Raw genomic sequence first — 26324 nt, 5'->3', positions numbered from 1 at the left:
AGGAGGCCTCCCCCGTGAACACCCTCTCCGGGCGCCGGACCCGCGTCCTGGCCGCCACCACCGCGACGGCCGGGCTCCTGCTCGTCGCCGCCTGCACCTCCAGCGACGACGGCGGCAGCGGCTCCAAGACCGCCGCGGGCGGGGTCGAACTCGTCAAGGCCGGACAGCTCACCACCTGCACCCATCTGCCGTACCCGCCCTTCCAGTCGGAGATCGACGGCAAGGTCCAGGGCTTCGACGTCTCGCTCATCGACCTGGTGGCCAAGGACCTGGGCGTGAAGCAGGAGATCCTCGACACTCCCTTCGAGAACTTCAAGACCGGCGCCTTCCTCAACTCCGGCGAGTGCGACCTGGCCGCGGCCGGCATGACCATCACCGAGGAACGCAAGAAGAACGTCGACTTCTCGGACCCCTACTTCGACGCCACCCAGGCCCTGCTGGTCGCCAAGGGCAGCGGGATCTCCTCGCTCGCCGACGCCAAGGCGAAGAAGGTCAAGCTCGGCGCCCAGGCGCAGACCACCGGCGAGGACTACGTCAAGGGCCAGGGCTTCGACCCGGTCTCCTTCGAGTCCTCCGACGCCGTCCTCAACGGCCTGCGCTCCGGCCAGGTCAAGGCCGTCGTCATCGACTACCCGGTCGTCCAGGGCTGGCTCAAGGACAAGGCCAACGCCGCCGCCTTCCAGGTCGCCGACAACATCAACACCGGTGAGCAGTACGGCTTCACGGTGAAGAAGGGCAACACCAAGCTGCGGGCCGCCATCAACAAGGCGCTCTCGGACGCCAAGGCCGACGGCACGTACAAGAAGCTCTACGAGAAGTGGATCGGCCCGTACGACGCGTCGGCCGCGTCGCCCTCCGCCTCATGACCGCGACGGACGCGCAACTCCAGCCTCGCAAAAAGGGCCTGAGCCGGCGTCAGAAGCGCAGCCTGTCCCGCGGCATCCAGTACGTCGTCTTCGTCGCCGCCGTGATCGCCTTCGCGGTCTCGGCGGACTGGGGGCGGCTGAAGAACCAGTTCGCGCAGGCGGACATCGCCGAGCAGATGTTCCCCGACGTCATCACGCTGGCGCTGAAGAACACCGTGCTCTACACGCTGTCCGGCTTCGTCGTCGGGCTCGTCCTCGGCATGGTCATCGCGCTGATGCGGCTGTCCTCGGTGGGCCCGTACCGCTGGTTCGCCGGCGTTTACATCGAGATCTTCCGCGGCCTGCCCGCCCTGCTGATCTTCATCTTCATCGGCGTGGCCGTACCGCTCGCCTTCCCCGGCACGGAGATCATCGGCGGCACCTACGGCAAGGTCGCCCTCGCGCTCGGCCTGGTCGCGGCGGCCTACATGGCGGAGACGATCCGCGCGGGCATCCAGGCGGTGCCCAAGGGCCAGATGGAGGCGGCCCGTTCACTCGGCTTCTCCCCGGCCCGCGCGATGGTCTCGATCATCGTCCCGCAGGCGTTCCGGATCATCCTGCCGCCGCTGACCAACGAACTCGTCCTGCTCTTCAAGGACTCCTCCCTGGTGCTGTTCCTCGGTGTCACCCTGGAGGAGCGCGAACTGTCCAAGTACGGCCGCGACCTGGCCAGTACGACCGCCAACTCCACGCCGATCCTCGTCGCCGGCCTGTGCTACCTGCTGGTGACCATCCCGCTCGGGTTCGTGGTCCGCCGTATGGAGGCCAAGGCCCAGGAGGCCGTGAAATGACCGTTGAGGCGAGCCGGCCGGAGATCGAGGTGCGCGGTCTGCACAAGTCGTTCGGCACCAACGAGGTCCTCAAGGGCATCGACCTGGAGATCGGCCAGGGCGAGGTCGTCTGCGTGATCGGCCCCTCGGGCTCGGGCAAGTCGACGCTGCTCAGGTGCGTGAACCTCCTGGAGGAGCCGACGAAGGGACAGGTCTTCGTCGGCGGCACCGAGTTGACGGACCCCGACGTCGACATCGACGCCGTACGACGCCGTATCGGCATGGTCTTCCAGCAGTTCAACCTGTTCCCGCACCTCACGGTGACCGAGAACCTCACGCTGCCGCAGCGCAGGGTCCTTCGGCGGGACAAGGCGCGGGCCGCGAAGGTGGCCGCCGAGAACCTGGAGCGCGTGGGCCTCGCCGAGAAGGCGGACGCCTACCCCGCCTCCCTCTCCGGCGGCCAGCAGCAGCGCGTCGCGATCGCCCGTTCCCTGTCCATGGGCCCCGAGGTGATGCTCTTCGACGAGCCCACCTCGGCCCTCGACCCGGAGCTGGTGGGCGATGTGCTCGCGGTCATGCGGATGCTCGCCCGGGAGGGCATGACGATGATGGTCGTCACCCACGAGATGACCTTCGCCCGCGAGGTGGCCGATCGGGTCGTCTTCATGGACGACGGGTCGATCGTCGAGGACGGCACCCCGGCCCAGGTGATCGGCAACCCCGGCCATGAACGCACCCGCCACTTCCTGTCCCGCCTCCTCGACCCGGCGATGGCCGACGTGGAGGAGGACGGCGGGGGACAGGACACCCGAAAGGACGGCTGAAAGAGCAGCTGAAAGGGGACGTACGTTCCCCTGTCGTGCACAGCCCCACAACCGCCATCATTCGGGCATGACGACTCTCGACAACACGGGCGGCCCCGGAGCGGGCGGCACCCTGCCCCCGCTGCCGGAGGACTGGGAGCGCGCGCTGGCCGTCGCGGCGCACCCGGACGACATCGAGTACGGCACGGCCTCCGCGGTGGCCCGCTGGACGGCCCGGGGCAAGCGGGTCACCTACCTGCTGGTCACGCGCGGCGAGGCCGGTATCGACGCGATCCCTCCGGACCGGGCGGCACCGCTGCGGGAGGCCGAGGAGCGGGCGGGGGCGCGTGAAGTGGGCGTGGACACCGTCGAGTTCCTCGACCACCGTGACGGGATGATCGAGGAGGGCCCGGCCCTGCGCCGCGACATCGTGCGGGCGATCCGGCGGCACCGGCCCGAGGTCGTGCTGACGGGGGCGTACACGGTGCGGATGGTCGCCGGGGTGGTCAACCAGGCCGACCACCGGGTGGTGGGCCTGGCCGCGCTCGACGCGGCCCGGGACGCCGGCAACCGCTGGATCTTCCCCGAACTCGCCGACGAGGGCCTCGAACCCTGGGGCGGCGTCCGCTTCGTGGCCGTCGCCGGGACCGACCGGCCCACCCACGGCGTCGACGTCACCGGCGAACCGCTGGAGCGGGGCATCGCCTCCCTGGCCGCCCACGCCGAGTACACCAAGGGCCTCGGCGCGGGAGCCTTCGAACCCCGCCCCTTCCTGACCTGGGCGGCCCGGCTGGGCGGCCCGGCCCTCGGCGTCGAGGCGGCGGTCCTCTTCGACGTCCACCAGCTCGCCTTCGAGGGCCCACCGCCCTGGGAGCAGTGACATCCGGCTGGCTAGGGTGCGGTCCATGAACGATCACGCGGTGCTGCACGTGAAGGGCCGGATCCTGGTGGGTCCCGAGGACGTCCGGGACGAGCTGTGGGTGGTCGACGGGCGGATCTCCTACGACCGTCCCGTCGCCGCCCCCGACGTCCGCACGGTGTCGGGCTGGGCGCTGCCCGGTCTGGTGGACGCGCACTGCCATGTGGGCCTGGGCGCGCACGGACCGGTCGACCGGGACGTGGCCGAGAAGCAGGCCCTGGCCGACCGGGAGGCGGGCACCCTGCTGATCCGTGACGCCGGTTCGCCCTCGGACACGCGCTGGGTCGACGACCGCGAGGACCTCCCGAAGATCATCAGGGCGGGCCGGCACATCGCCCGCACCCGCCGCTACATCAGGAACTACGCCTGGGAGATCGAACCCGAGGACCTCGTCGCGTATGTCGCCCAGGAGGCCCGGCGGGGCGACGGCTGGGTCAAGCTGGTCGGCGACTGGATCGACCGCGAGGCGGGCGACCTGGCCCCCAGCTGGCCGCGCGAGGCGGCCGAGGCGGCGATCGCCGAGGCCCACCGCCTGGGCGCCCGGGTCACCGCGCACTGCTTCGCCGAGAACTCCCTGCGGGACCTGGTCGAGTCGGGCATCGACTGCATCGAGCACGCCACCGGCCTCACCGACGACCTGATCCCGCTGTTCGCCTCCCGGGGCGTCGCGATCGTCCCGACCCTCGTCAACATCGCGACCTTCCCGAAGCTGGCGGACGGCGGCGAGTCCAAGTTCCCCCGCTGGTCAGCCCACATGCGCAGGCTCCACGCACGCCGCTACGACACCGTCCGCAGCGCCCGTGACGCCGGCATCCCCGTCTACGTCGGCACGGACGCGGGCGGCACCCTCCCGCACGGCCTGGTCGCGGCCGAGGTCGCGGAACTGGTGACGGCCGGAATCCCCCCGCTCGAGGCCCTGTCGGCGACGACCTGGGGCGCCCGGGCATGGCTGGGACGGCCCGGTCTCGAGGAGGGGGCCGCCGCGGATCTCGTGGTGTACGCGCAGGACCCCCGCACGGACGTACGCGTGCTGGCCGACCCGGTGCGGGTCGTGCTGAACGGACGGGTGGTGCAGTAGAGCCCCGGCCGGTGAGGGTGTGATCGAAAGCGTGCACGGATGCGCCACGATCGTGTGAACTCCCGTGGGAACGCTGTCGAACGACGAGCGGTGCGACATCCTTTCGAGGTCCCGAGCCAGTCCTCTCTGGGGGTCCCACCACCGTGAACAGCACCCACTTCCGCATGCCCGCACGCCGTCTCGCCACCGTGGCGACGGCCACCGTCCTGGCCGCCGGTCCCACGGCACTGGCCGGCGCGGGCGCCGCGCACGCGACCGGCGACCAGGGCCGCGCGAGCGCCGTCGTCCTGCGCACGGGGCTGGACGTCAACCTGCTCGACAAGACCGCGAAGGTCCCGCTCGCGGTCGCCCTCAACGAGGTCCAGGCGCCCCGGAGCGCCCGGCAGACCGCGCTGAGCGCCGAGTTGGACGGAGTGGCCGGCGGACAGCCCTTCAGCGTGCTCGCCGCCGAGGCCGCCGACGCCGAAGCGACGGTCACCGACGGGAAGGCCGAGGCCTCCACCCGCCTCAGCCACGCCAAGCTCCACGTGCCCGGTCTGCCGCTGCTGTCCCTCATCGAGATCGAGGGCATCACCTCCCGGGCGACCTGCGAGGCCGGCCGGACCCCGACCGCCTCCTCGAACCTCCTCGGCGCGGTGACGGTGCTCGGCAAGAAGGTCACGGTGACCGCGGGCGGCCCGACCCACGTCAAGGTCCCCGGTGTCGGAGAGGTCCGCCTCGACCTGTCGAAGAATGCCACCACCTCGCGCACGGCCGCGGCCACCGCGCTCGAACTGAACATCTCCGTCAACCCGTTGAAGCTGGGCGTCGCCGAGGTCGAGGGCACCCTGACCCTGGCGAAGGCGACCTGCGAGGCCCCCGCGGCCCCGGCCGCGTCACAGCCCCCCGCGGACGACGTGAAGCCCCAGGGCGGCCCTGCCAAGGAGGCGGGCCTGGCCGAGACCGGCGGCAGCTCCATGACGCCGTACCTCGCGGGTGGCGCGCTCGCCCTGCTCGTGGTCGGCGGGGGAGTGGTGGCGGTGGCCCGGCGCCGCGGCTGAGCCCCGGACAGTGCCGGGGCGCGCCCACGCCCCGGCACTCACCCGGATGGCGCAGTGGTGCCATCTCTGCGACCGTGGAGGACGAGGGGGTGGGCCCCGTCGGGGGGTGTAGGAGGTCCCCATGCGCGTCGCACCCCTGACCGGTCTGGCGGCCGTGGTGTTCACGGTCGTCGGCTTTCTTCTGTTCGGCGACACCCCGGCGTACGACGCCCCGGGCCGCCAGGTGCGCTTCTACTACGCCGACCACCAGGGACAGCTCGGTGTGAGCCTGTACTTCCTGGTCGTCGCGGCCGTGCTGTTCGTCTTCTTCGCCGCCTACCTCGCCCGTCTGGTACGGGACGTCCCGCCCGGTGACGGCTGGCTGCACCGCGTGGTCTTCGCGGGCGGCGTCCTCGTCGCGGTGGGCTTCCTGATCGGCGCGACCCTCACCCTGGCCCTGCTGGACCTCGCGGACGAGTCCTCGGCGACCCCTCAGGCGCTCCAGGCGCTCAACGCGGTCAACGAGGACTTCTTCATCCCGTTCGTCGGAGGCATGGGCCTGATGCTGCTGGCCACCGGCCTGGCCACGGCCCGCGCCTCCGCATCGCCCCTGCCCCGCTGGCTGAGCTGGGCCGCCGTCGTCCTCGGCGTCCTGGTCTTCGTCCCCTGGGTCGGCTTCTTCGCCTTCATGGCCGCGGGCATATGGGTGATCATCGTGAGCGTCCTCCTGGCCCGCCGTCCCGCACCGGCGTCGAGCTCCGAGGGCGGACTCAGTGCTGGGCCAGCGTCACCGCCTGGTCCAGGGCCTGCAGAAAGGAATTGACCGTCGCCCGGTCCCGCACCGCGAGCCGCAGCCACTCCTCGCCGAGCCCCGGGAACGTGTCCCCGCGCCGCACCGCGAAACCCAGGTCGCGCAGATGCCGCCGTACGGCTGCCGCCCTCGGCAGTCGTACGAGGACGAAGGGACCCTGCGCCGGTTCGACCACCCGGAGTCCGTCCGGGGCGAACTCGCGCAGTCCGGCGACGAGATGGGCCCGGTCGGTGGCCACCCGGTGGGCCGCGTGCGCGGCCTCCGCCAGCGCGCGGGGCTCCACGCAGGCCAGGGCCGCGGCCAGGGCCGGGGTGGAGACCGGCCACAGGGGCTGGGCCCGTTCCAGGTCGGCGATGGTCTCCGGCGCGGCGAGGACGTAACCGATCCGGAGCCCGGCCAGGCCCCAGGTCTTCGTCAGGCTGCGCAGGACGACGAGCCCGGGCACGTCCGTGCGCCCGGCGAGGGCCTCGCGCTCGCCGGGCACCGCGTCCAGGAACGCCTCGTCCACCACCAACGTGCGCCCCGGGCGGGCCAGTTCGGCGACCGTGGCGGCCGGGTGCAGGACCGACGTGGGGTTGGTCGGGTTGCCGACGACGACCAGGTCGGCGTCCTCGGGGACGGCCGCCGGGTCCAGCCGGAAGCCGTCCTCCTCCCGCAGCAGCACCCGCTCGACCGCATGCCCGGCATCCCGCAGTGCCGCCTCCGGCTCGGTGAACTGCGGGTGCACCACCACGGCATGACGGAACGTCAGGGCGCGGGCGAGCAGCACGAACGCCTCGGCGGCCCCCGCCGTCAGCAGGACGCGTGCCTCGGGCACCTCGTGCCGGGCCGCCACCGCCGCGCGCGCCGCCCGCCCGTCGGGGTAGGCGGCGAGCCCGGTCAGCGACGCGGCGATCCGCTCCCGCAGCCAGGCCGGGGGAGTGTCCGCGCGGACGTTGACGGCGAGGTCCGTGAGCCGCGCCCCGTCGTCCCGCACCTCGGCGTCGCCGTGGTGCCGCAGGTCGTGGCCCTCGGCCCGGTCAGTGCGCATGGGTGTGCGTGTCGTGGTGGTGGCCGTGGTGGTGATGGTGGCCGTCGTCGTCCGGGTGGAAGTGCGGCTGCTGCGGAAGGCCCACCTTGTCCTCGAAGCCGGGCAGCGCGATGCGGTACACGCACGAGTCGCAGTTCATCCGCAGATCGCCCTTGACGGCCTCCGCGTACCGCTCCATCACCAGGTCGAGCAGCTCCGGCTCCGGACCGATGACGTCCGCGGCACGCACCTCGACCCCGGGATGCGCGGCCGCCCAGCCTTCGGTCTGCTGCAACACCCGGTCCGGCAGGATCCCGGTGAACAGGAAGTAGGGCAGCACGACGATCCTGCGCGCGCCCAGCGCCGCACACCGGTCCAGGCCGCTCGGCACGTCCGGCGCGGCCAGCGACACGAACGCCGTCTCCACGCCCGCGTAGCCGCGCCCCTCCCACAGCAGCCGGGCCGCCTTGTGCACCTCGGCGTTGGCGTCGGGGTCGGTGGAGCCCCGGCCGACGAGCAGCACGGTCACGTCCGCCCGGTCCAGCGGGGCACGCCCCCCGGTGGCGCCCAGTGCCTCGTCCACCCGCCGCTCCAGCACGTTCAGCAGCGCCGGGTGCGGGCCCAGGGGGCGCCCGTACGTGTACGAGATCCCGGGGTGCCGCTCCTTCTCGCGGGCCAGCGCCGCCGGGATGTCGCCCTTGGCGTGCCCGGCGGACACCAGCATCAGCGGTACGGCGGCGAACCGGCGGACCCCGCGCTCCACCAGCTCGCCCACCGCGTCGGTGAGCGGCGGCGGGGACAGCTCGATGAAGCCGCCCGCGACGGGCAGTTCGGGGTGGCGGGCCCCCAGCTCCCGGACGAAGTCGCGGAACGCCTCGGCTCCGGCCTCGTCCCGGGTGCCATGACCGGCGATGAGCAGGGCGGGCGGCGGGGTGGTCACGATGTCTCCTCAGAGGGGTGGGTGGGGTGGTACAGCAGGGCGTTGAGCGCGGCCGAGGCGACCGCCGAACCGCCCTTCTCGGACACGTTGCTCACGGCGGGCAGCCCGCTCTCGCGCAACGCGGCCTTGGACTCGACCGCGCCGACGAAGCCGACGGGCAGCCCGATGACGAGCGCCGGGGCCGCGTCCAGGGTCAGCAACTCCTCCAGCGCGGTGGGGGCGTTGCCGATCACCCAGATCGCCCCCGGGCCCACCTGCTCGTGGGCGAGACGGATCGCGTGGGCCGAACGGGTCAGCCCGGGGCCCGACCTGGCGTCCCGCAGTCGGCAGACGGTCTCGCGCCGGGTGATGCCCGCCGCGACCATCTCCACGTCCGTGACGACGGGTGCGCCCGAGTGCAGCGCGAGGTGCGCCCTCTCCAGGTCGCTCTCGGCCATGACGAGATCGGTGGCGTACTCCAGGTCGGCGGCGGAGTGGATGACCCGCTCCACGACCGCCCGGGTCAGCGGCGGGAAGTGCGAGGTGTCCAGGCGGGCCCGCAGCCGCCGGTAGGACTCCACCTCGATCGGGTGGACGACACGGTTCACTCGGCGCCCTCCTGCCAGCGGTAGCCGCGCGGCGTCACCATGCGCCCCGCGATGTCCCGGGTGGCCGTGTTGCCCACGGTCACCACCGTCATCATGTCGACCGTCGCCGGGTCGAGAGCGGCCAGGGTCGTCAGCCGGCCGGACTCGTCCGGCCGCGACGCGTTGCGTACGACACCGACCGGCGTGGTCGGCTCCCGGTGCTCGGCGAGGATCGCCAGCGCCTTGGGCAGCTGCCAGTCCCGGCCCCGGGAACGGGGGTTGTAGAAGGTGACCACGATGTCCGCCTCGGCCGCCGCGCGCACCCGCCGCTCGATGACCTCCCACGGGGTGTGCAGGTCGGACAGGCTGATGGACACGTGGTCGTGGCCCAGCGGGGCACCCAGGATCGCGGCCGCCGCGAGCGCCGCGGTCACCCCGGGCACACCGACCACGTCGATGTCGTCGGAGGCCTCGGCGAGCGCGGGGGAGGCCATGGCGTACACGCCGGCGTCCCCGCTGCCGATGAGCGCGACCGCCTGCCCCTTGCGCGCCTCGGCCACGGCGGTCCGGGCCCGCTCCTCCTCGGCCCCGAGCCCCGACTCCAGGACCCGGGTACCGGGCCGCAGCAGGTCGCGGATCTGGTCGACGTACTGGTCGAGCCCGACCAGCACCGAAGCACGCTGCAACTCCGCCTTCGCGCGGGGCGTGAGCAGGTCCCGGGCGCCGGGGCCGAGTCCGACGACCGCGAGCCGGCCGCGCGCGGGACGCCGTACGACGGCACACGTGGCCATGGCAGGTCGGGCAGCGGACTTCCGCTTGGGGACGAGGAGTTCACCGCCGCCGATCAGCGCGGCGGCCTCCGCGACCGACGGGGTGCCGACGGCGGCCAGGGGGGCGTCCGAGGGGTTGGGGACCTCGACGGCGGCCAGCTCCTCGGCGGAGTGGGTGACCAGGGGCACGCCGAGCCGTGCGGCCGCCGCGACGATCCCCGGCTCCTCGGCCTTGGCGTCCACGGTGGCGAGTTCGGCGACGCTGCGCGGGGACAGCCCGGCCTCCCGCAACGCGCCCTCGATCAACTCCAGCACCTCTTCGGCGGGCGCGCCCCTGGAGGCGCCGACGCCGACCACGAGCGTGGGCGGACGCAGCACGACCTCCCGCTCGCCGAGCTCCACGAGCCGGTCCGTGACCCGGATGCCGTACGTCCCCTCCGAGGCGACCGGCAGCGCGGGCAGCGGCAGGCCCGACTCGTTGTGCAGGGCGACGGGCTCACCGTCCAGGAGGGCCCGCGACACCGCCGCGACCGCACCCTCCACCGGCAGCCCGAGCGTGTCGAGCCCCGGCACCCCCACCGCGTCGGTCGCGGTCGTCACCACGGCCTCGGCGCCCAGCAGATCGCCGACCTCCCGGGCGAGTTCGTTGGCGCCGCCGCCGTGGCCGCCGACCAGCGACACGGCGAACCGGCCGCCCTCGTCGACGCACACCACACCCGGGTCGGACGTCTTGTCGCCGAGCAGCGGCGCGATCAGACGGACGACCGCTCCCGTGGCCAGGAAACACACGAGCTGCTCGCACTCCGCGAACGCCCGTCGCACGGCGTCCCCCACGGGTCCGTCGTAGGCGCGCGTGCGGTCCGGCCAGGCCGCGGCCAGCCGGTCGCGTGCCGCCGCCCCCGCCGCGGTGGCGGAAATGAGGCCGATCACTGAGCAACTCCCTCTCGATACGCGGGGTTTCTGACGCCCCACAGCAGGAAAACCGGATTGGTCGCCGCGAGCCGGGTCACGTCCCCGGGCAGCGGCGCCAGCCGGGACGACTGGAGCAGTACGCCGTCGCAGTCCAGCCCGGCGTCGGCGAGGGCCGCGCGTACGGCCGGCACCCGGTCGAGCGCGGCCAGCGCCACGACGACGCCCCGCCGGGCCCGGCGGGCACAGGCGGCGACGATCCCGGGCAACTCGCCTCCGCCGCCACCGACGAAGACGGCGTCGGGGTCGTCCAGAGCGGTGAGCGCGTCCGGCGCCGACCCGTGGACCACCTGCACGTCGACCTTGTGCGCGGCCGCGTTGGCGCGGATCCGCTCGACACCGTCGGCGGCCTTCTCGACCGCGACGACGGCCGCGCCGAGCCGCGCGCACTCCACGGCCACGGACCCGGAGCCGGAACCGACGTCCCACACCAGATCCCCGAGCCGCGGCCCGAGCCGGGCGAGCGCGAGGGCCCGTACCTCGAACTTGGTGATCATGGAGTCGCGGTGGTCGAACGCGTCTTCTTCCAGGGCCCATCGGGAAGGGGCTGCGTGCGGTCCGGCAACCGTGCGCACAGCACCGATGGCCCGCCGCTCGTCGAGACACAGGACGACACTGACGGCCGTCCCCCAGTCACGGGCGGCGGCCTCGGCGGGGGTGACGCGTTCGACGCGTTCGTCATCGGTGCCGAGAGCAGACGCAACGAGGAGTACGCGTGTGAGGGGCGCGGGGAACTGCGCGACCGGCCCGGACGGTGCCGCAGCCGCCCGACGGCCTTCCTCGGCACCCCCTTCGGCGCCCGCCAGTGCCGCACCGAGCTCCGCAGGCCCCGCCCCCGGCCCCGTGAGCACCGCCACCTTCGGATGAGCCCGGCACACATTGACCGCCGTCCGCAGCTCCCGCCCGTGCGCACTGACCACCACCGCGTCGTCCCACGGCACCCCCGCCCGGGCGAACGCGGCCGCCACGGAGGACACACCGGGACGGACGTCCAGCGCGGCCGCCCCGAACCGCTCCGCCAGTACCCGCACGATCCCGAAGAACCCGGGGTCGCCGGAGGCCAGCACGACGACCCGGCTCCCCTTGTCGTGATGCCGTTCGATGACATCCAGCGCCGGAGCCAGCGGCCCCAGGACGACCCGCTCGGCATCCGCGGGGACCGCCGCCGCGTCCAGGTGCCGCCGCCCGCCCACGACCAGCTCGGCCCCGGCCAGCGACTCCGGGGACGGCGCCGCCGTCCCCGTACCCACCACCGTGATCATGTGCCGGACTCCTGAGCGCCCCGCGCCCGCAGCGCCCGCCGGGCCTCCGGGTCGGCCTTGCGGTACCCGTGGAAGTGCCCGGGGTGGTAGAGGTGCGAGCGCGTGCCCTCCGAGTCGAGGGCGGGGCCGACCAGGAAGAGGGTGTGCTTCCAGAGCTTGTGCTCCTTGACCGTCTCCTCCAGCGTCTCGATCGTGCAGCGCGCCATCAGCTCCTCCGGCCAGGTCGCCTGATAGGCGATCACCACCGGGGTGGACGTCGGGTAGCCGCCTTCCAACAGCTCCCGCACCAGCTGCCCGCTGCGGGCCGCGGACAGGAAGATCGCCATCGTGGTGCCGTGCTTGGCGAACTCCCGCACCTCCTCGCCGGGCGGCATCGGCGTCTTGCCGCCGCCGAGCCGGGTGAGCACGACGGACTGCGCGACCTCGGGGATGGTCAGCTCGCGCTGCGCGAGCGCGGCGACCGCCGAGAACGCGGAGACCCCGGGGACGACCTCGGTCGCGATGCCGATCCGCGCACACCGGTCGAGCTGCTCCTGCGTGCCACCCCACAGGGCGGGGTCGCCGGAGTGGATCCGGGCGACCTTGGAACCCTCCTCGTGGGCCCGTTCGTACACCGCGACGACGTCCTCCAGGGACATGGTCGCCGAGTCGAGGATCTTCGCGTCCTCGCGCGCGTGCTGAAGGACCTCCGCCTGCACCAGGCTCGCGGCCCAGATCACGACGTCGGCCTCGGCGATGGCGCGCGCGGCCCGGAACGTCAGCAGATCGGCGGCGCCGGGGCCGGCACCGACGAAGGTCACCTTGCCGGTGGGGGCATCGGCCATGGAAATCGGTCCTCTCATCACAAAAGGTCTTACGGATGCGGTCGGCGCGGTGGCCGGATGTGCGCGAACGGGGGTTGATCGGATACCAAGGCCCTATGGCGGTCTTCGTCGCGCTCGGCGCGTTCCTGATGACGCTGGCCGGCGGCTGGACGGCCCAGCGGGTGACCGACCGTCGTCATCTGGTCCTCGGCCTGGCCGGCGGACTGATGCTCGGCGTGGTCGGCCTGGATCTGCTGCCGGAGGCGCTGCACGCGGCCGGCGACGAGGTCTTCGGCGTGCCCGCGGCCCTGCTCCTGTTCGTGGCCGGTTTCCTGCTGGCCCATCTGGTGGAGCGCCTGCTGGCCGCCCGCCAGGCCGCGCACGGCGGTGAGGAGCACGACGGCCGGGTGCCCGAGGTGGGTCTCACGGCCGCGGCCGCGATGGTCGGCCACAGCGCGATGGACGGCGTGGCGATCGGCGCGGCCTTCCAGGTCGGCGGCGGCATGGGCACGGCCGTGGCGCTCGCCGTCGTGGCCCACGACTTCGCCGACGGCTTCAACACGTACACGATCACGAGCCTGTACGGCAACGCCCGCCGCAGAGCGCTGGCGATGCTCTTCGCGGATGCGGCGGCCCCGGTGCTGGGCGCCGCCTCGACGTCGTTCGTGACCATCCCGGAGGGTCTGCTCGGCTGCTATCTCGGCCTGTTCGGCGGCGCGCTCCTCTATCTCGCGGCGGCCGAGATCCTCCCCGAGGCCCACCACGAACACCCCGCCCGCTCGACCCTGTTGTGCACGGTCGCGGGCGTGGGCTTCATCTGGCTGGTGGTGGGCCTGGCCGGCTGAACCGGCGGCCGGGGAGGGCCGGTCGGCGGAGGTCACAACTTGCCGCCCCGGGTGCCGTCCCGGCGCGCGGGCGCGATCAGGGTGGAGAGATACGGCAGGGGAGCCCCGTCGAGCTCGGCCGCGGGCCGGATGGACTCGGACTCCAGCCCCAGCGCCGATCCCCATACGGCGTCCTCGATCCGCCCGGTCTCCCTGAGGGCCTCGGCCACCTCGGCGGCCTGCCGGCCGAACTTGTACGCGACGACCGTCCCGGGCCCGGCGAGCGCCTCCTTGAGCACGGCGGAACCGGCCGTGACGGGCACGAGGGTGAGCGGCTCGGTGCCCTCGGTCAGGACGGCCCCCGAGCGCGCCGCGAGATCCTGCATGGCGGTGATCCCGGGCACGGTCTCGACGACGACGTCCGGCACGAGGTCGCCGATGGTGTGGGCGAGATAGGTGAAGGTGGAGTAGACGTTGGGGTCGCCGATGGTCGCGAAGGCGACCGACGAGTGGGCGGCGAGCAACTGGGCCACGCGCTGCCCGGCCGCGTCCCAGGCGGCCTCGCGCCGGGCGTGATCACTGCGCTCGTTGAGCGCGAAGACCACGCGCACGACCTTGTCCTCGGGCACGTAGTGCAGCACGGTCGCCTCGGCCCGCCCCCGCTCCCCGCTGTCCATCACGGGCACGACGACCACCTCGGCGGCGCGCAGGGCGTTGACGCCCTTGACGGTCACCAGCTCCGGATCCCCGGGTCCGACCCCGACCCCGACCAACCTGCTGCTGCTCATGACGTCCGGCACCTCTCCACGAACCGACGGGCGACACCGGGCTGCGAGGCCCAGTGCGTGTGCAGATAACTCGCGTGCACACCACGCTGTACAAATCCCTCGAGCCGCCTGCGGGGCACCCGCACACCCCACGCGGCCGCGTCCCCCGCCCCCGGCTCGACGACGGTCCGATGGAACTCGTGCCCCCGCATCCGGGTCCCGGCGACGGCGAGCGAACTGTCACTGACGGCGACGGCGTCCCGGTACCCGAGGGTGAGCCTCTCCTCCATCCGCGCCGAGGCGTCGAGCACCCCGCACATGGGCTGCCCGTCGAGCTCCCGGCACAGATACAGCAGCCCGGCACACTCGGCGGCGACGGGAGCGCCGGTCTCTGCGAGGGCGGAGACGGCTTTGCGGAGGGGTTCGTTGGCGGACAGCTCAGCGGCGTAGACCTCGGGAAAGCCGCCCCCGATGACCAACCCGGCGGTCCCGTCGGGCAGTTGCTCGTCGTGCAGGGGGTCGAAGACGACCACCTCGGCTCCGGCGGCAGTGAGCAGTTCGCTGTGCTCGGCGTAGGAGAAGGTGAAGGCGGGGCCACCGGCGACGGCGACCACGGGAGAGCTCGGCTGCGGGCCCGGTGGGGGCTGGTCGCGCAGTTCCCCGCGCCCCTGACTTGCCCACCTGGTCGTGACTTCCAGCCCGTCCGGCGTTTGAGGACGAGGCCCTTCGGGCCGATGGGGGTCTGGGGGCGCAGCCCCCAGGACCTCAGCCGCGTCCCAAGGCGCATACGGCAATGCCCCCGCACCCCGCGCCAGCCCGACCAACGCCTCCAGATCGCACCCTTGAGCAACCTGCTCCGCCATCGCCGCGACGGAGTCGACCGCATCCCCCCGCCGCTCCGCAACCGGCACCAGCCCCAGATGCCGCGACGGCGTGTCCACCTGCGCCACCCGCCGCAGCACCCCGAACACGGGCACCCCGGCCGACTCCAGCGCCTCCCGCAGCAACGCCTCGTGCCGATCGGAGGCGACCTTGTTCAGGATCACGCCCCCGACCCGCACCTCGGGATCCCAGGACGCGAACCCGTGCACCAGCGCGGCAACGGACCGGGACTGCGACGAGGCGTCCACGACCAGCACCACCGGCGCCCGCAGCAGCTTCGCCACATGCGCCGTGGAGGCCAGCTCCCCTTCCCCCGCGGCCCCGTCGAACATCCCCATCACGCCTTCGACGACGGCGATGTCGCACCCGCGCGCCCCGTGCAGGAACAGCGGAGCCACCAGCTCCGGCCCGCACAGATACGCGTCGAGGTTCCGCCCCACCCGCCCGCTCGCGAGCGCGTGGTACCCGGGGTCGATGTAGTCCGGACCCACCTTGTGCGGGGACACGGCGAGCCCCCGCGCGGCGAACGCGGCCATCAACCCCGTGGCGACGGTGGTCTTCCCGCTGCCGGAGGACGGCGCGGCGATGACCAGCCGGGGGACGGAGACGGACGAGGACATCACCACTCGATACCCCGCTGCCCCTTCTGCCCGGCGTCCATGGGGTGCTTCACCTTGGACATGTCGGTCACGAGATCGGCGAAGTCGACGAGCTTCTCGGGCGCGTTGCGACCGGTGATCACCACGTGCTGGGTCCCGGGCCGCTCCCGCAGCACGTCGAGCACCTCGTCGGTGTCGACCCACCCCCAGTGCATCGGGTAGGCGAACTCGTCGAGCACGTACAGCTTGTAGGTCTCCGCGGCCAGGTCCCGCTTGACCTGCTCCCAGCCCTCCCGGGCCTTCTCCTCGTTGTCCATCTGGGCGTCGCGCTGCACCCAGGACCAGCCCTCGCCCATCTTGTGCCAGTCGACGGACCCGCCCTCGCCGGAGGCTCCCAGCACCCGCAGCGCGTTCTCCTCGCCGACCTTCCACTTCGCCGACTTGACGAACTGGAACACCCCGATCGGCCAGCCCTGGTTCCAGGCCCGCAGCGCCAGCCCGAAGGCGGCGGTCGACTTGCCCTTGCCGACACCGGTGTGCACGACCACCAGCGGCCGGTTGCGACGCTGACGGGTGGTCAGTCCGTCGTCCGGCACGACACTCGGCTGTCCCTGAGGCATTACGCGGCCCTCCTCTGTACGTCCTTCACCAGTCCGGCGATCGAGTCGGCCCGCAACTCCTCCAGCGTCACCGCGGTGCCGCCCAGTTCACCGGCGAGCTGCCCGGCCAGCCCCAGCCGCACGGGCCCGGACTCGCAGTCGACGACCACGGAGGCGAGGCCCTGCGCGGCGAACAGCCGGGCCGCCCGCCCCGCGAGCGCGACCGGCTCGGGCCCTCCGGTGGCCCGCCCGTCCGTCACCACGACGACCAGCGCCCGCCGGGCGGGATCCCGCAGCCGCTCCACCCGCAGCACCTCGTGAGCCCGCAGCAGCCCGGCCGCGAGCGGGGTGCGCCCACCCGTCGGCAGGGTCTCCAGCCGGGCGGCGGCCGCGTCCACCGACGAGGTGGGCGGCAGGGCGACCTCCGCCGCCGACCCCCGGAACGTCACCAGGCCCACCTTGTCCCGCCGCTGGTACGCGTCGAGGAGCAGCGACAGCACGGCACCCTTCACCGCGCTCATCCGCTGCCGCGCCGCCATCGACCCCGAGGCGTCTACGACGAACAGCACCAGGTTCCCCTCGCGCCCCTCCCGCGTCGCCTGCCGCAGATCGTCCCGCCGGACCACCAGACCGCGCCCCGACCGCCCACGGGCCCGCTGATGCGGTGCCGCGGCCTGCACGGTGGCCGCCAGGTGCAGCTTGGTCAGAGCGCCCCGGGGTCGCCGGGCCCCGGTCGTGCGCCCGTGCTCGGTCCGCGCGCGCGACCGCCGCCCGGCAGCGCCGTCCCCGAGCCCGGGCACGCTGAGCACCTTGGTGCGGAAGGGCTCGGCAGCCCGCGCGGCGGCCTGTTCGCCGGCCCCGGCACCGGACGTCTGCGGCTCGCCGCCCTCCCCGGCCTCGGGCTGCGCACCCGAAGAGCCCCCGTCCTCCTGCGAACCGTCCTCCTGCGGACCGTCCGACGGCGGCGGCTGCCCGCCACCCCCGTCGGGCCCGTCCGGGTCCGGCTCGTCGTCACCGGAGTCCCCGGAGCCGCTGAACTCCTCCAAGGTCTCGTCGAGCTTGTCCTCGTCGAGTCCGGGCGCGTCAAAGGGATTGCGGCGCCTGCGGTGCGGCAGCGCGAGCAGCGCGGCCTGCCGTACGTCCTCCGCGAGCACCTCGGTCCGCCCGGCCCACGCGGCCAGCGCGGTCGCCGTACGCGCCATCACGATGTCGGCCCGCATGCCGTCCACCTCGAACGCGGCACAGGTCGCCGCGATCTGCCGCAGCGCCCCGTCGCCCAGCCGCACCGACGGCAGCAACTTCCTCGCGGCGACGATCCGTTGCCGTACCGCCGCCTCCTCGTCCGCCCAACGCGCCGCGAAGCCGGCCGGGTCGTCGTCGTACGCGAGCCTGCGCCGCACGACCTCCACCCGCTGGTCCGGCTCCCGCGAGGCCGCGACCTCGACGGTCAGCCCGAACCGGTCGAGCAACTGCGGGCGCAGCTCGCCCTCTTCGGGGTTCATGGTGCCGACCAGCAGGAACTTCGAGGCGTGCCGCACGGAGACGCCCTCGCGCTCGACGTACGACGCCCCCATCGCGGCCGCGTCGAGGAGCAGGTCCACCAGGTGGTCGTGGAGGAGGTTGACCTCGTCGACGTAGAGGATCCCGCGGTGCGCGTCGGCGAGGAGGCCCGGCTCGAAGGCCTTCACGCCCTCCGCGAGCGCCCGCTCGATGTCGAGGGCGCCGACGAGCCGGTCCTCGCTGGCGCCGACGGGGAGCTCGACCATCCGGGAGGGACGCGTGGAGCCGTCGCCGGGCTCGTGCGGGCCGTCGGGGCACTCCGGGTCCGGCCGGGCGGGGTCGCACGAGAAACGGCAGCCGGGGACGACCGCGACCTCGGGCAGCAGCGCCGACAGGGCGCGCACCGCCGTCGACTTGGCCGTGCCCTTCTCGCCGCGCACCAGCACACCGCCGACCGCCGGCGACACGGCGTTCAGCAGCAGCGCGAGCCGCAGGTCGTCCTGGCCGACGACGGCCGTGAACGGAAACGGGGTACTCACTTCTCGTCACCCTCCAAGTCGCCCTCGAGCTCCAGGTACGTGGCCCGCAGCCGCTCCAGCGTGTCCGCGTCCGGCTCGGCCCACAGCCCACGGTCGGCGGCCTCCAGCAGCCGCTCCGTGATGCCCCGCAGCGCCCAGGGGTTGGACTTCTTCATGAAGTCCCGGTTCTCCGCGTCGAAGACGTACTCCGCGCTGAGCTTCTCGTACATCCAGTCGTCGACCACGCCCGCCGTGGCGTCGTAGCCGAAGAGGTAGTCGACGGTCGCCGCCATTTCGAAGGCGCCCTTGTAGCCGTGCCGGCGCATGGCCGCCATCCAGCGCGGGTTGACCACCCGGGCCCGGAAGACCCGGTGGGTCTCCTCGCCCAGCGTCCGCGTCTTGACCTGGTCGGGCGTGGCCGAATCACCCACGTACGCCTCGGGGTTGGCACCCGTGAGGTGCCGCACCATGGCGACCATGCCGCCGTGGTACTGGAAGTAGTCGTCCGCGTCGACCAGGTCGTGCTCGCGGGTGTCGACGTTCTTCGCGGCCACGTTGATCCGCCGGAACGCCGTCTCCATGTCCCCGCGCGCGGCCCGCCCGTCGAGCCCGCGCCCGTAGGCGTAGCCGCCCCACACCGCGTACACCTCGGCGAGGTCGGCGTCCGAGCGCCAGTTGCGGGCGTCGATCAGGGGCAGCAGCCCGGCACCGTACGCTCCCGGCTTGGACCCGAAGATCCGGGCCGTGGCGCGCCGCCGGTCACCGTGCTCGGCGGTGTCCTCGTCGGCGTGGGCGCGCACGTAGTTGGAGTCGGCGGGCTCGTCCAGCTCCGCCACCTTGCGGACGGCGTCGTCGATCAGCCCGACCACGTGCGGGAACGCGTCCCGGAAGAAGCCGGAGATGCGGACGGTGACGTCGATGCGGGGCCGCCCGAGCTCCTCCAGGCCGATCACCTCGAAGCCGGTGACCCGCCGCGAGGCGTCGTCCCACACCGGCCGGCAGCCCAGCAGCGCCAGGATCTCGGCGATGTCGTCGCCCTGGGTACGCATGGCGGACGTGCCCCAGACCGTCAGCCCCACGGACTTCGGGTACTCACCCGTGTCCTGGAGGTACCGCTGCACGAGCGAGTCGGCGAGCGACTGCCCGACCTCCCAACTCAGCCTGGACGGAATGGCCTTGGGGTCGACGGAGTAGAAGTTCCGGCCGGTCGGCAGGACGTTGACCAGCCCGCGGGTCGGGGATCCCGAGGGCCCCGCCGGGATGTAACCGCCGTCCAGGGCCTTGAGGATGTGATCGATCTCGTCGGTGGTCCTCGCCAGCCGCGGCACCACCTCGGCGCACGCGAACTCCAGCACGGCGACGGCGTCCGGGAGTTCGACACCGAGCACCTCACGGACGAGCGAGCGGCTCTCGGCGACCGCCCAGCCGCGCTCCTCCATCCCCTCCGCGATCCGCCGGCACAGCTGCTCCAGCAGGTCGATCGCGTCGGCGGCCGTACGGGAGGGCCCCGCCACGAGATCCGACAACTCGACCGGCACCTTCAGCGGGGCGCCCGGCTCGGCGAGCAACTCCTTCTCGACGAGCCCGAAATGAGCCGCCAGCGCGGCCCTCAGCCCCGGCAGGGCGTTGGCCTGCCCGCCCCACACCTGCGAGGCGCGCAGCACGGCGAGCACCAGGTTGACCCGGGCCTCGTCCACCGGGCCGCCACCGAGGATGTGCAGCCCGTCGCGGATCTGCACGTCCTTGATCTCGCACAGGTAGCCGTCGATGTGCATGACGAACTCGTCGAACGTCTCGTCGTCCGGCTGCTCGTCGACATGCAGGTCGTGGTGGAGCTCGGCGGCCTTGACCAGCGTCCAGATCTGCGCCCGGACGGCCGGGGCCTTGGTCGGGTCGAGGTCGGAGACGAGCGCGTACTCGTCGAGCAGCTGCTCCAGCTTGGCCAGGTCGCCGTACGTGTCGGCCCGGGCCATCGGCGGCACCAGGTGGTCGACGACGGTGGCGTGCCCGCGCCGCTTGGCCTGGGTGCCCTCACCGGGGTCGTTGACGATGAAGGGGTAGATCAGCGGCAGCTCACCGAGCACCGCGTCCGGCGCGCAACTCCCGCTGAGACCCAGCCCCTTGCCCGGCAGCCACTCCATCGTGCCGTGCTTGCCCATGTGGACGATCGCGTCGGCGCCGAAGGAGTTGTCCAGCCACCGGTACGCGGCCATGTAGTGATGCGAGGGGGGCATGTCCGGGTCGTGGTAGATCGCGATCGGGTTCTCCCCGAAACCGCGCGGCGGCTGGATCATCACCACGACGTTCCCGAACTGGAGGGAGGCGAGCACGATGTCGTCCCCGTCGACGTACAGCGAGCCGGGCGGCTCACCCCACGCCTCCAGCATCGCGTCCCGCAACGACGGGTCCAGCTTGTCGAACCACGCCCGGTAGTCGGCGAGCGGCACCCGCGCGGGAGCCGACGCCAGCTGGTCCTCGGTGAGCCACTCGACGTCGTGCCCGCCGGCCTCGATGAGCCGGTGGATCAACTCGTCGCCGCCGGAGGGGTATTTGGTGAGGGAGTAGCCCGCCTCGGAGAGCGCGTCCAGCACCCGCACCGCCGAGGCGGGGGTGTCGAGGCCCACCGCGTTGCCGACCCGCGAGTGCTTCGTCGGGTACGCGGTGAACACGAGCGCCAGCTTCTTCTCGGCGTTCGGCTTGTGCCGCAACCTCGCGTGCCGTACGGCGATCCCGGCGACCCGCGCGGCCCGCTCGGGGTCGGCCACGTACACCGGAACGTCGTCGGGCCCCTGCTCCTTGAAGGAGAACGGCACGGTGATCAGCCGTCCGTCGAACTCCGGGATCGCGACCTGCATGGCCGCGTCCATGGGGGACAGGGCCGCGTCGGACTCGTCCCAGGCCGCTCTGGACGAGGTGAGGCAGAGTCCCTGCAGCACGGGCACGTCGAGGTCGGCCAGCGCCCCGATGTCCCAGGCCTCCTCGTCGCCGCCGGCCGAGGCCTGCGAGGCGTGCGTGCCGCCGGCGGCGAGGACGGTGGCGACCAGGGCGTCGGCCCCGGCGAGGATCTCGTAGAGCCCGGGGTCGGCTCCGCGCAGCGAACCGCAGTACACGGGAAGGGCGTTGGCGCCCCGCGCCTCGATCGCGTCGCACAGGGTGTCCACGAAGGCGGTGTTGCCGCTCAGTTCGTGGGCCCGGTAGAAGAGCACACCGACGGTCGGACGGCCCTCCGCCCGGGCACGGTCGCCGTGGACGCCGTACTCCGGCATCTTCCGCGGCTCGACGAAGCCCTCACCGGTCAGGAGCACGGTGTCGGACAGGAACCGGGCGAGTTCCTCCAGGTTGGCGGGCCCGCCCTCGACGAGGTACTTGAGTGCCTCGGCCACCACACCGGCCGGCACGGACGACTCGGCCATCAACTCGGCGTCGGGCACGGCCTCTCCGCCCAGCAGCACGGTCGGGATGCCCGACGCCCTCAGCGCGGCCAGCCCGTCCTCCCAGGCCCGCTTGCCGCCCAGCAGTCGTACGACGGCGATGTCGGCGCCGTCGAGGAGAGCGGGCAGCTCGTCCGTGACGTCGACGCGCGTCGGGTTGCCGATCCGGTAGTCGGCACCGGAAGCGGCCCGGGCCGCCAGCAGGTCCGTGTCGGCGGTCGACAACAACAACACTGTGCTCATGCGGGCGCTCCCGGTGGAATGAAAGGCAGTCCTTGCGGCGCGCCGGACTCGATGAGCCGCCACAGCGCGTCCGTGTCCGCGTGCTGTTCGATCAGGTCGCCGAGCCGGTCGAGCTGCTCCTCGCGCAGCGCGGCGAACGAGGTGTCGGGGGCCGGCACGAACCGGCGGCCCGCGGCGGCCGCCACCTCCCGCAGGAAGGCCCGCCGGAAGCCGTCCGACTCCAGCGAGCCGTGCCAGTGCGTCCCCCAGGTCTGGCCGACCCGGCAGCCGTCCAGGAAGGCTTCCCCGCCGCCGACCTGAGCGACCCCGTGATGGATCTCGTACCCCTCGACCCGCTCCCCGAGGGCCTCGCCGACGGGTCGGGTGAGGGTCTTCTCCCGCGCGAAGCGCACCCGGACGGGGAGGACGCCGAGCCCCTCGACGTGCCCCTGCCGGCTCTCGACCTCGTCCTCGATGTGCTCGCCGAGGATCTGGAACCCGCCGCAGACGCCGAGGACCGGCCGCCCCTCCGCGGCCCTTCTGACCAGCGCGTCCGCGAGCCCCCGCTCGCGCAGCCACTCGAGGGCCCTGACCGTCCCCCGGGTCCCGGGAACGACGACGAGGTCGGCGTCGGCCAGCTCCTCCGGCCGGTCCACGAACCGCACCACGACACCCGGTTCGGCGGCCAGGGCGTCCACGTCGGTGAAGTTGGACATCAGCGGGACGGCGCACACGGCCACCCGCAGCACGTCCTCCCCGACCGGCGGGGCGACGGCGGACTCCCGGACGGTGCCCCGCAGGGAGACCCGCAGCCCGTCCTCCTCGTCGATCCCGAGCCCGTGCCGGAAGGGCAGCACGCCGTACGTGGACCGCCCGGTGAGCCCGTGGAGCATGTCGAGCCCGGGTTCGAGCAGCGAGACATCCCCCCGGAACTTGTTGACGAGGAACCCCGCGACGAGCGCCTGGTCCTCGGGGCCGAGCAGCGCGACGGTCCCGAAGAACGAGGCGAACACCCCGCCCCGGTCGATGTCCCCGACGACCAGCACCGGAATGCGGGCGTTGCGGGCGATGCCCATGTTGACGATGTCGGTCCGCCGCAGGTTGATCTCGGCCGGGCTCCCGGCCCCTTCACAGATCACCGCGTCATACGTGCCCCGCAGTTCGGCGAGACAGTCGAGCACGGTCCCCAGCAGCTTCTGCTGCCGCCCCCCGTGGTACCCGCGCGCACTCAGCTCACCGACGGGCTTCCCGAGCAGCACGACCTGACTGCTCTGCTCGCCACCGGGCTTGAGCAGCACGGGATTCATCAGCGCGGTCGGCTCGATGCGGCAGGCCTGCGCCTGCATGGCCTGCGCCCGCCCGATCTCGGCACCCTCGTGGGTCACGAACGAATTGAGGGACATGTTCTGCGCCTTGAACGGCGCGACCTTGACCCCCTGCCGCACCAGCCACCGGCAGATCCCGGCGGTGACGACGCTCTTGCCGGCGTCGGAGGTGGTACCGGCGACGAGAAGACCCCCGCCCCTCATGCCGTACGCCCCTTCACAAAGGCCCGCGCGGCGACACCGACGCCGAGCGCGAGCAGCCCGACGCGCCGTGACAGCCGTACGGCGCGCTCGATGTCGTACGTGGCGACGGCACGCCCTCGCGGGTTGAGCACCGGCCGGTGCTCGACGCGCCCCGCGTACGAGAGGGTCCCCCCGAGCCGCACCCCGAGCGCTCCCGCGAACGAGGCTTCCACGGGACCGGCGTTGGGACTGGGATGCTTGGGCGCATCCTCCCGCCAGGACCGCACGGCACCCCGGGGACTGTCACCGGCCAGAGCGGCGAGCACGGCGGTGAGCCGCGCCCCCGGCCAGCCGGCGAGGTCGTCGAGCCGGGCGGAGGCCCACCCGAAACGCCGGTGGCGGGGCGACTTGTGCCCCACCATGGCGTCGAGCGTGTTGACGGCCCGGAACCCGAGCAGCCCCGGCACCCCGGCGACGGCACCCCACACGAGGGCCCCGACGACGGCGTCCGAGGTGTTCTCGGCGACCGACTCCACGACGGCGCGGGCGATCCCGTCGGCGTCGAGGGCGTGCGGATCCCGTCCGCACAGATGGGGCAGCCGCTCCCGGGCCGCGTCGATGTCCCCGGCCTCCAGCGCCCGTTCGATGACCCGGGCCTCCCGCACGAGCGAGGTCCCGCCCACGACGGCCCAGGTGGCGGCCGCGGTCAGCGCTACGGAGGCGGTTCGGGAGGGACGTACGACATGCTCCGCCGCCGCCCCGAGCCCCACCGCACCGCCCACGCACACCGCGGTGTGCAGCGCGCCCCACCCACGGTGGTCCCGCCACGACACCCGTTCCAGGGCGCCCGCGGCCCGTCCGAACGCGGCGACCGGGTGCCCACGACGTGGGTCACCGAGGAGAAGGTCACCGATCAGACCGGCGGCGGCGCCGTACGCGTGGACGCGATCGGCACGCACCGGCTCAGCCGATCGCGGGGTCGTTCAAGTGCCCGGTGGCGCAGGTGGATCGGCAGGCGAGCATCGCGTCATGTCCTCACTCAGGGTGTCCACGCCCTGGTTCGACGAGTCCGGCGGCGAGAGTTCCTGGCTCCCGGGGGTGTCTACCCCGGTGACAGTGGCGGGACCGCGCCGGATTCGCACCGGCTTCCTCTCCTGCCGCCGTATATGGCTCCGGCAGTCCACCACGGCCCTTCGAGAGCCGTCAACTCGCTGTTGACCTGCGGCGGGGGAGTGTGCAGAAGCCCACACCGCGGGTCGCACAAGGACGGCCGGGCGGCCGCGGAACTGTGCGTTCCGCGGCCGCCCGGCCGTCGGGTGACGGACTGTCGTCAGGCCACGATCAGATAGATCCCGTACGCCACCGCCGCCGCGCAGGCCGCGAAGCAGGCGTAGGCGCCGGTGACCGCGAGGGCGGCCGAGCCGCCCTGGGCCGTGGCCCGCTCCTGGCGGGACAGACCCATGATGCCGAGGGTGAACAGGGCCACGAGGCCCACGGTGACGACGAGGCTGACGCCGAAGACGGAGCCGAGGGCTTGCCAGTCGATCTGCATGGTGAGGCTTCCTTGGTACGGGGGCTCAGACGGCGGCGGCCGGCGGGGCAGCCGGTTCCGTGGTGGCGGGCGGGGCCGGGATCGTGGCGGTGAGGCCCTCGGTCACGTTGCCCGCGGGCGGCGGGGTCACGGCGGCGATCGCCTGCGTCACCACACCGGCCGGCTCGTCGGTCTCGTTGACGTTGGAGGCGTCCACGACCTCACGCCGCGAGATCTTCCAGATCGCCGCGCTGGAGGCGACGAGGAAGACCGCCACGACCGCCGTGCCCCAGTTGCCGAGATCGGTGACCGACTCGGCCAGGGCGCCCACCAGGGCCGCCGCCGGGAGGGTGAGGCCCCAGGCGACGAACATCCGGGTGGCCGTGGACCAGCGGACCACGCCGCCCTTGCGGCCGAGGCCCGCGCCCATCACCGAACCGGAGACGGAGTGCGTGGTGGAGAGGGAGAAGCCGAGGTGGGAGGAGGCCAGGATGACGGTGGCCGCGCTGGTCTGGGCGGCGAAGCCCTGCTGCGGCTGGAGGTCGGTCAGGCCCTTGCCCATGGTGCGGATGATGCGCCAGCCGCCGAGGTAGGTGCCGAGCGCGATGGCGAGACCCGCGGAGAGGATGACCCAGGTGGGCGGGTCGGAGTCGGGGGCGACGGCGCCGCCGGCGACCAGGGCGAGGGTGATGATGCCCATCGTCTTCTGCGCGTCGTTGGTGCCGTGGGCCAGCGAGACCAGACCGGCCGAGGCGATCTGACCGGTGCGGTAGCCCTTCGCGGCGGCCTTGCCGTCGGCCTTCTTGCCGAGCGAGTAGGAGAGCCGAGTGGCCAGCATGGCGGCGACGCCCGCGACGATCGGTGCCGCGACCGCCGGGATCAGGACCTTGGTGACGAGCGCGTCGCCGTGGACCGCCCCGAAGCCCGCCGAGGCGATGGTGGCGCCGATCAGACCGCCCATGAGGGCGTGCGAGGAACTGGAGGGCAGTCCCACCAGCCAGGTCAGCAGGTTCCAGAGGATCGCGCCGACCAGGGCGGCGAAGATGACCTCGGGACGGATGCCGGTCTCGTCGACGAGACCCTTGGAGATCGTGTTGGCGACCTCCACGGAGAGGAAGGCGCCCACAAGGTTCAGCACGGCGGACATGGCCACCGCGACCTTGGGCTTGAGTGCACCGGTCGAGATGGTGGTGGCCATCGCGTTGGCGGTGTCGTGAAAACCGTTCGTGAAATCGAACGCGAGTGCGGTAACAACCACAATCGCGAGGATCAGCGAGAAGTTTTCCATTTACCCAGGCAATCGTTCGAGGTCATTGGCT

At 73.0% G+C, this 26324-nt stretch carries 23 protein-coding genes and 1 riboswitch; of the genes, 8 read left to right on the top strand and 15 right to left on the bottom strand.

The genetic code is table 11. The annotated features are described in order from the left end of the window. Window positions 1–14: 14 nt before the first annotated feature. The 7 genes from IOD14_RS32340 (at window position 15) to IOD14_RS32310 (ending at window position 6317) form a co-directional block, all read left to right on the top strand. Window positions 15–866: a transporter substrate-binding domain-containing protein gene (locus tag IOD14_RS32340; RefSeq protein ID WP_212672201.1), complete on the top strand. Its 852-nt coding sequence runs from the start codon at window positions 15–17 to the stop codon at window positions 864–866. Continuing rightward, entirely contained in the window at window positions 863–1696 is an 834-nt protein-coding gene (locus tag IOD14_RS32335) for an amino acid ABC transporter permease (RefSeq protein WP_123988346.1), read from the top strand. Before IOD14_RS32340 ends, IOD14_RS32335 begins: the two co-directional genes overlap by 4 nt. After that, a complete protein-coding gene (locus IOD14_RS32330) occupies window positions 1693–2499 on the top strand; it encodes an amino acid ABC transporter ATP-binding protein (RefSeq protein ID WP_212672200.1) in 807 nt (268 codons plus the stop codon). Before IOD14_RS32335 ends, IOD14_RS32330 begins: the two co-directional genes overlap by 4 nt. Window positions 2500–2566: 67 nt before the next feature. Continuing rightward, a complete protein-coding gene (locus IOD14_RS32325; RefSeq protein ID WP_123988344.1) occupies window positions 2567–3358 on the top strand; it encodes a PIG-L deacetylase family protein in 792 nt (263 codons plus the stop codon). Between the two features lie 25 nt (window positions 3359–3383). Then, a complete protein-coding gene (locus IOD14_RS32320; protein ID WP_123988343.1) occupies window positions 3384–4475 on the top strand; it encodes an amidohydrolase family protein in 1092 nt (363 codons plus the stop codon). A gap of 143 nt (window positions 4476–4618) precedes the next feature. Further along, a complete protein-coding gene (locus IOD14_RS32315; RefSeq protein ID WP_212672199.1) occupies window positions 4619–5515 on the top strand; it encodes an SCO1860 family LAETG-anchored protein in 897 nt (298 codons plus the stop codon). 121 nt (window positions 5516–5636) lie between these two features. Continuing rightward, window positions 5637–6317, top strand: a complete 681-nt coding sequence (locus tag IOD14_RS32310) for a hypothetical protein (RefSeq protein ID WP_212672198.1) — start codon at window positions 5637–5639, stop codon at window positions 6315–6317. Here the strand turns inward: IOD14_RS32310 and cobC are convergent. The 6 genes from cobC to cobM are packed head-to-tail and all read right to left on the bottom strand — an operon-like array spanning window position 6265 to window position 12645. Then, a complete protein-coding gene (cobC, locus tag IOD14_RS32305; protein ID WP_212672197.1) occupies window positions 6265–7335 on the bottom strand; it encodes an Rv2231c family pyridoxal phosphate-dependent protein CobC in 1071 nt (356 codons plus the stop codon). The two genes, IOD14_RS32310 and cobC, sit on opposite strands and share 53 nt — an antisense overlap. Next, window positions 7325–8254 (bottom strand): sirohydrochlorin chelatase, encoded by a 930-nt coding sequence (locus tag IOD14_RS32300; protein ID WP_212672196.1) that lies wholly within the window; start codon window positions 8252–8254, stop codon window positions 7325–7327. Before IOD14_RS32300 ends, cobC begins: the two co-directional genes overlap by 11 nt. Next, window positions 8251–8841: a precorrin-8X methylmutase gene (locus IOD14_RS32295; RefSeq protein ID WP_123988338.1), complete on the bottom strand. Its 591-nt coding sequence runs from the start codon at window positions 8839–8841 to the stop codon at window positions 8251–8253. The genes IOD14_RS32300 and IOD14_RS32295 overlap by 4 nt, the downstream gene beginning before the upstream one ends. Next, window positions 8838–10520, bottom strand: a complete 1683-nt coding sequence (gene cobJ / locus IOD14_RS32290; RefSeq protein WP_212672195.1) for a precorrin-3B C(17)-methyltransferase — start codon at window positions 10518–10520, stop codon at window positions 8838–8840. The genes IOD14_RS32295 and cobJ overlap by 4 nt, the downstream gene beginning before the upstream one ends. After that, on the bottom strand, window positions 10517–11821 hold the full coding sequence (gene cbiE / locus IOD14_RS32285; RefSeq protein ID WP_212672194.1) for a precorrin-6y C5,15-methyltransferase (decarboxylating) subunit CbiE: 1305 nt from the start codon (window positions 11819–11821) through the stop codon (window positions 10517–10519). The genes cobJ and cbiE overlap by 4 nt, the downstream gene beginning before the upstream one ends. Further along, window positions 11818–12645 carry a precorrin-4 C(11)-methyltransferase gene (gene cobM / locus IOD14_RS32280; RefSeq protein WP_123988335.1) on the bottom strand — a complete coding sequence of 276 codons (828 nt, stop codon included), beginning with the start codon at window positions 12643–12645 and terminating at the stop codon, window positions 11818–11820. The genes cbiE and cobM overlap by 4 nt, the downstream gene beginning before the upstream one ends. A 95-nt stretch (window positions 12646–12740) precedes the next feature. Between cobM and IOD14_RS32275 the strand changes: the two genes are divergently transcribed. Then, window positions 12741–13469 carry a ZIP family metal transporter gene (locus IOD14_RS32275; RefSeq protein ID WP_123988334.1) on the top strand — a complete coding sequence of 243 codons (729 nt, stop codon included), beginning with the start codon at window positions 12741–12743 and terminating at the stop codon, window positions 13467–13469. Between the two features lie 32 nt (window positions 13470–13501). Here IOD14_RS32275 and cobI read toward each other — a convergent pair whose 3' ends face one another. The 9 genes from cobI to IOD14_RS32230 form a co-directional block, all read right to left on the bottom strand. After that, entirely contained in the window at window positions 13502–14248 is a 747-nt protein-coding gene (gene cobI / locus IOD14_RS32270) for a precorrin-2 C(20)-methyltransferase (protein WP_123988333.1), read from the bottom strand. Next, window positions 14233–15717 (bottom strand): cobyrinate a,c-diamide synthase, encoded by a 1485-nt coding sequence (locus IOD14_RS32265; RefSeq protein WP_212672193.1) that lies wholly within the window; start codon window positions 15715–15717, stop codon window positions 14233–14235. Before IOD14_RS32265 ends, cobI begins: the two co-directional genes overlap by 16 nt. Continuing rightward, on the bottom strand, window positions 15717–16316 hold the full coding sequence (gene cobO, locus IOD14_RS32260; RefSeq protein WP_123988331.1) for a cob(I)yrinic acid a,c-diamide adenosyltransferase: 600 nt from the start codon (window positions 16314–16316) through the stop codon (window positions 15717–15719). Before cobO ends, IOD14_RS32265 begins: the two co-directional genes overlap by 1 nt. Next, a complete protein-coding gene (locus IOD14_RS32255; RefSeq protein ID WP_212672192.1) occupies window positions 16316–18334 on the bottom strand; it encodes a putative cobaltochelatase in 2019 nt (672 codons plus the stop codon). The genes cobO and IOD14_RS32255 overlap by 1 nt, the downstream gene beginning before the upstream one ends. Further along, entirely contained in the window at window positions 18331–21987 is a 3657-nt protein-coding gene (cobN, locus tag IOD14_RS32250) for a cobaltochelatase subunit CobN (protein WP_212672191.1), read from the bottom strand. Before cobN ends, IOD14_RS32255 begins: the two co-directional genes overlap by 4 nt. Then, window positions 21984–23495 carry a cobyric acid synthase gene (locus tag IOD14_RS32245; RefSeq protein ID WP_123988328.1) on the bottom strand — a complete coding sequence of 504 codons (1512 nt, stop codon included), beginning with the start codon at window positions 23493–23495 and terminating at the stop codon, window positions 21984–21986. Before IOD14_RS32245 ends, cobN begins: the two co-directional genes overlap by 4 nt. Continuing rightward, complete coding sequence (locus IOD14_RS32240; RefSeq protein ID WP_212672190.1) at window positions 23492–24433, bottom strand: cobalamin biosynthesis protein; 942 nt, start codon at window positions 24431–24433, stop codon at window positions 23492–23494. The genes IOD14_RS32245 and IOD14_RS32240 overlap by 4 nt, the downstream gene beginning before the upstream one ends. 97 nt (window positions 24434–24530) lie before the next feature. Next, a riboswitch (cobalamin riboswitch) is annotated at window positions 24531–24674 on the bottom strand. Window positions 24675–24804: 130 nt separating this feature from the next. Further along, window positions 24805–25026: a hypothetical protein gene (locus IOD14_RS32235; RefSeq protein WP_123988326.1), complete on the bottom strand. Its 222-nt coding sequence runs from the start codon at window positions 25024–25026 to the stop codon at window positions 24805–24807. 25 nt (window positions 25027–25051) lie between these two features. Continuing rightward, window positions 25052–26293 (bottom strand): inorganic phosphate transporter, encoded by a 1242-nt coding sequence (locus tag IOD14_RS32230; protein WP_212672189.1) that lies wholly within the window; start codon window positions 26291–26293, stop codon window positions 25052–25054. Window positions 26294–26324: the final 31 nt, after the last annotated feature.

The sequence above is a fragment of the Streptomyces sp. A2-16 genome (assembly GCF_018128905.1).
Taxonomy (GTDB): Bacteria; Actinomycetota; Actinomycetes; order Streptomycetales; family Streptomycetaceae; genus Streptomyces.
Note: the sequence above shows the minus strand (reverse complement) of the source record. Positions and strands in the feature narration are given on the sequence as shown.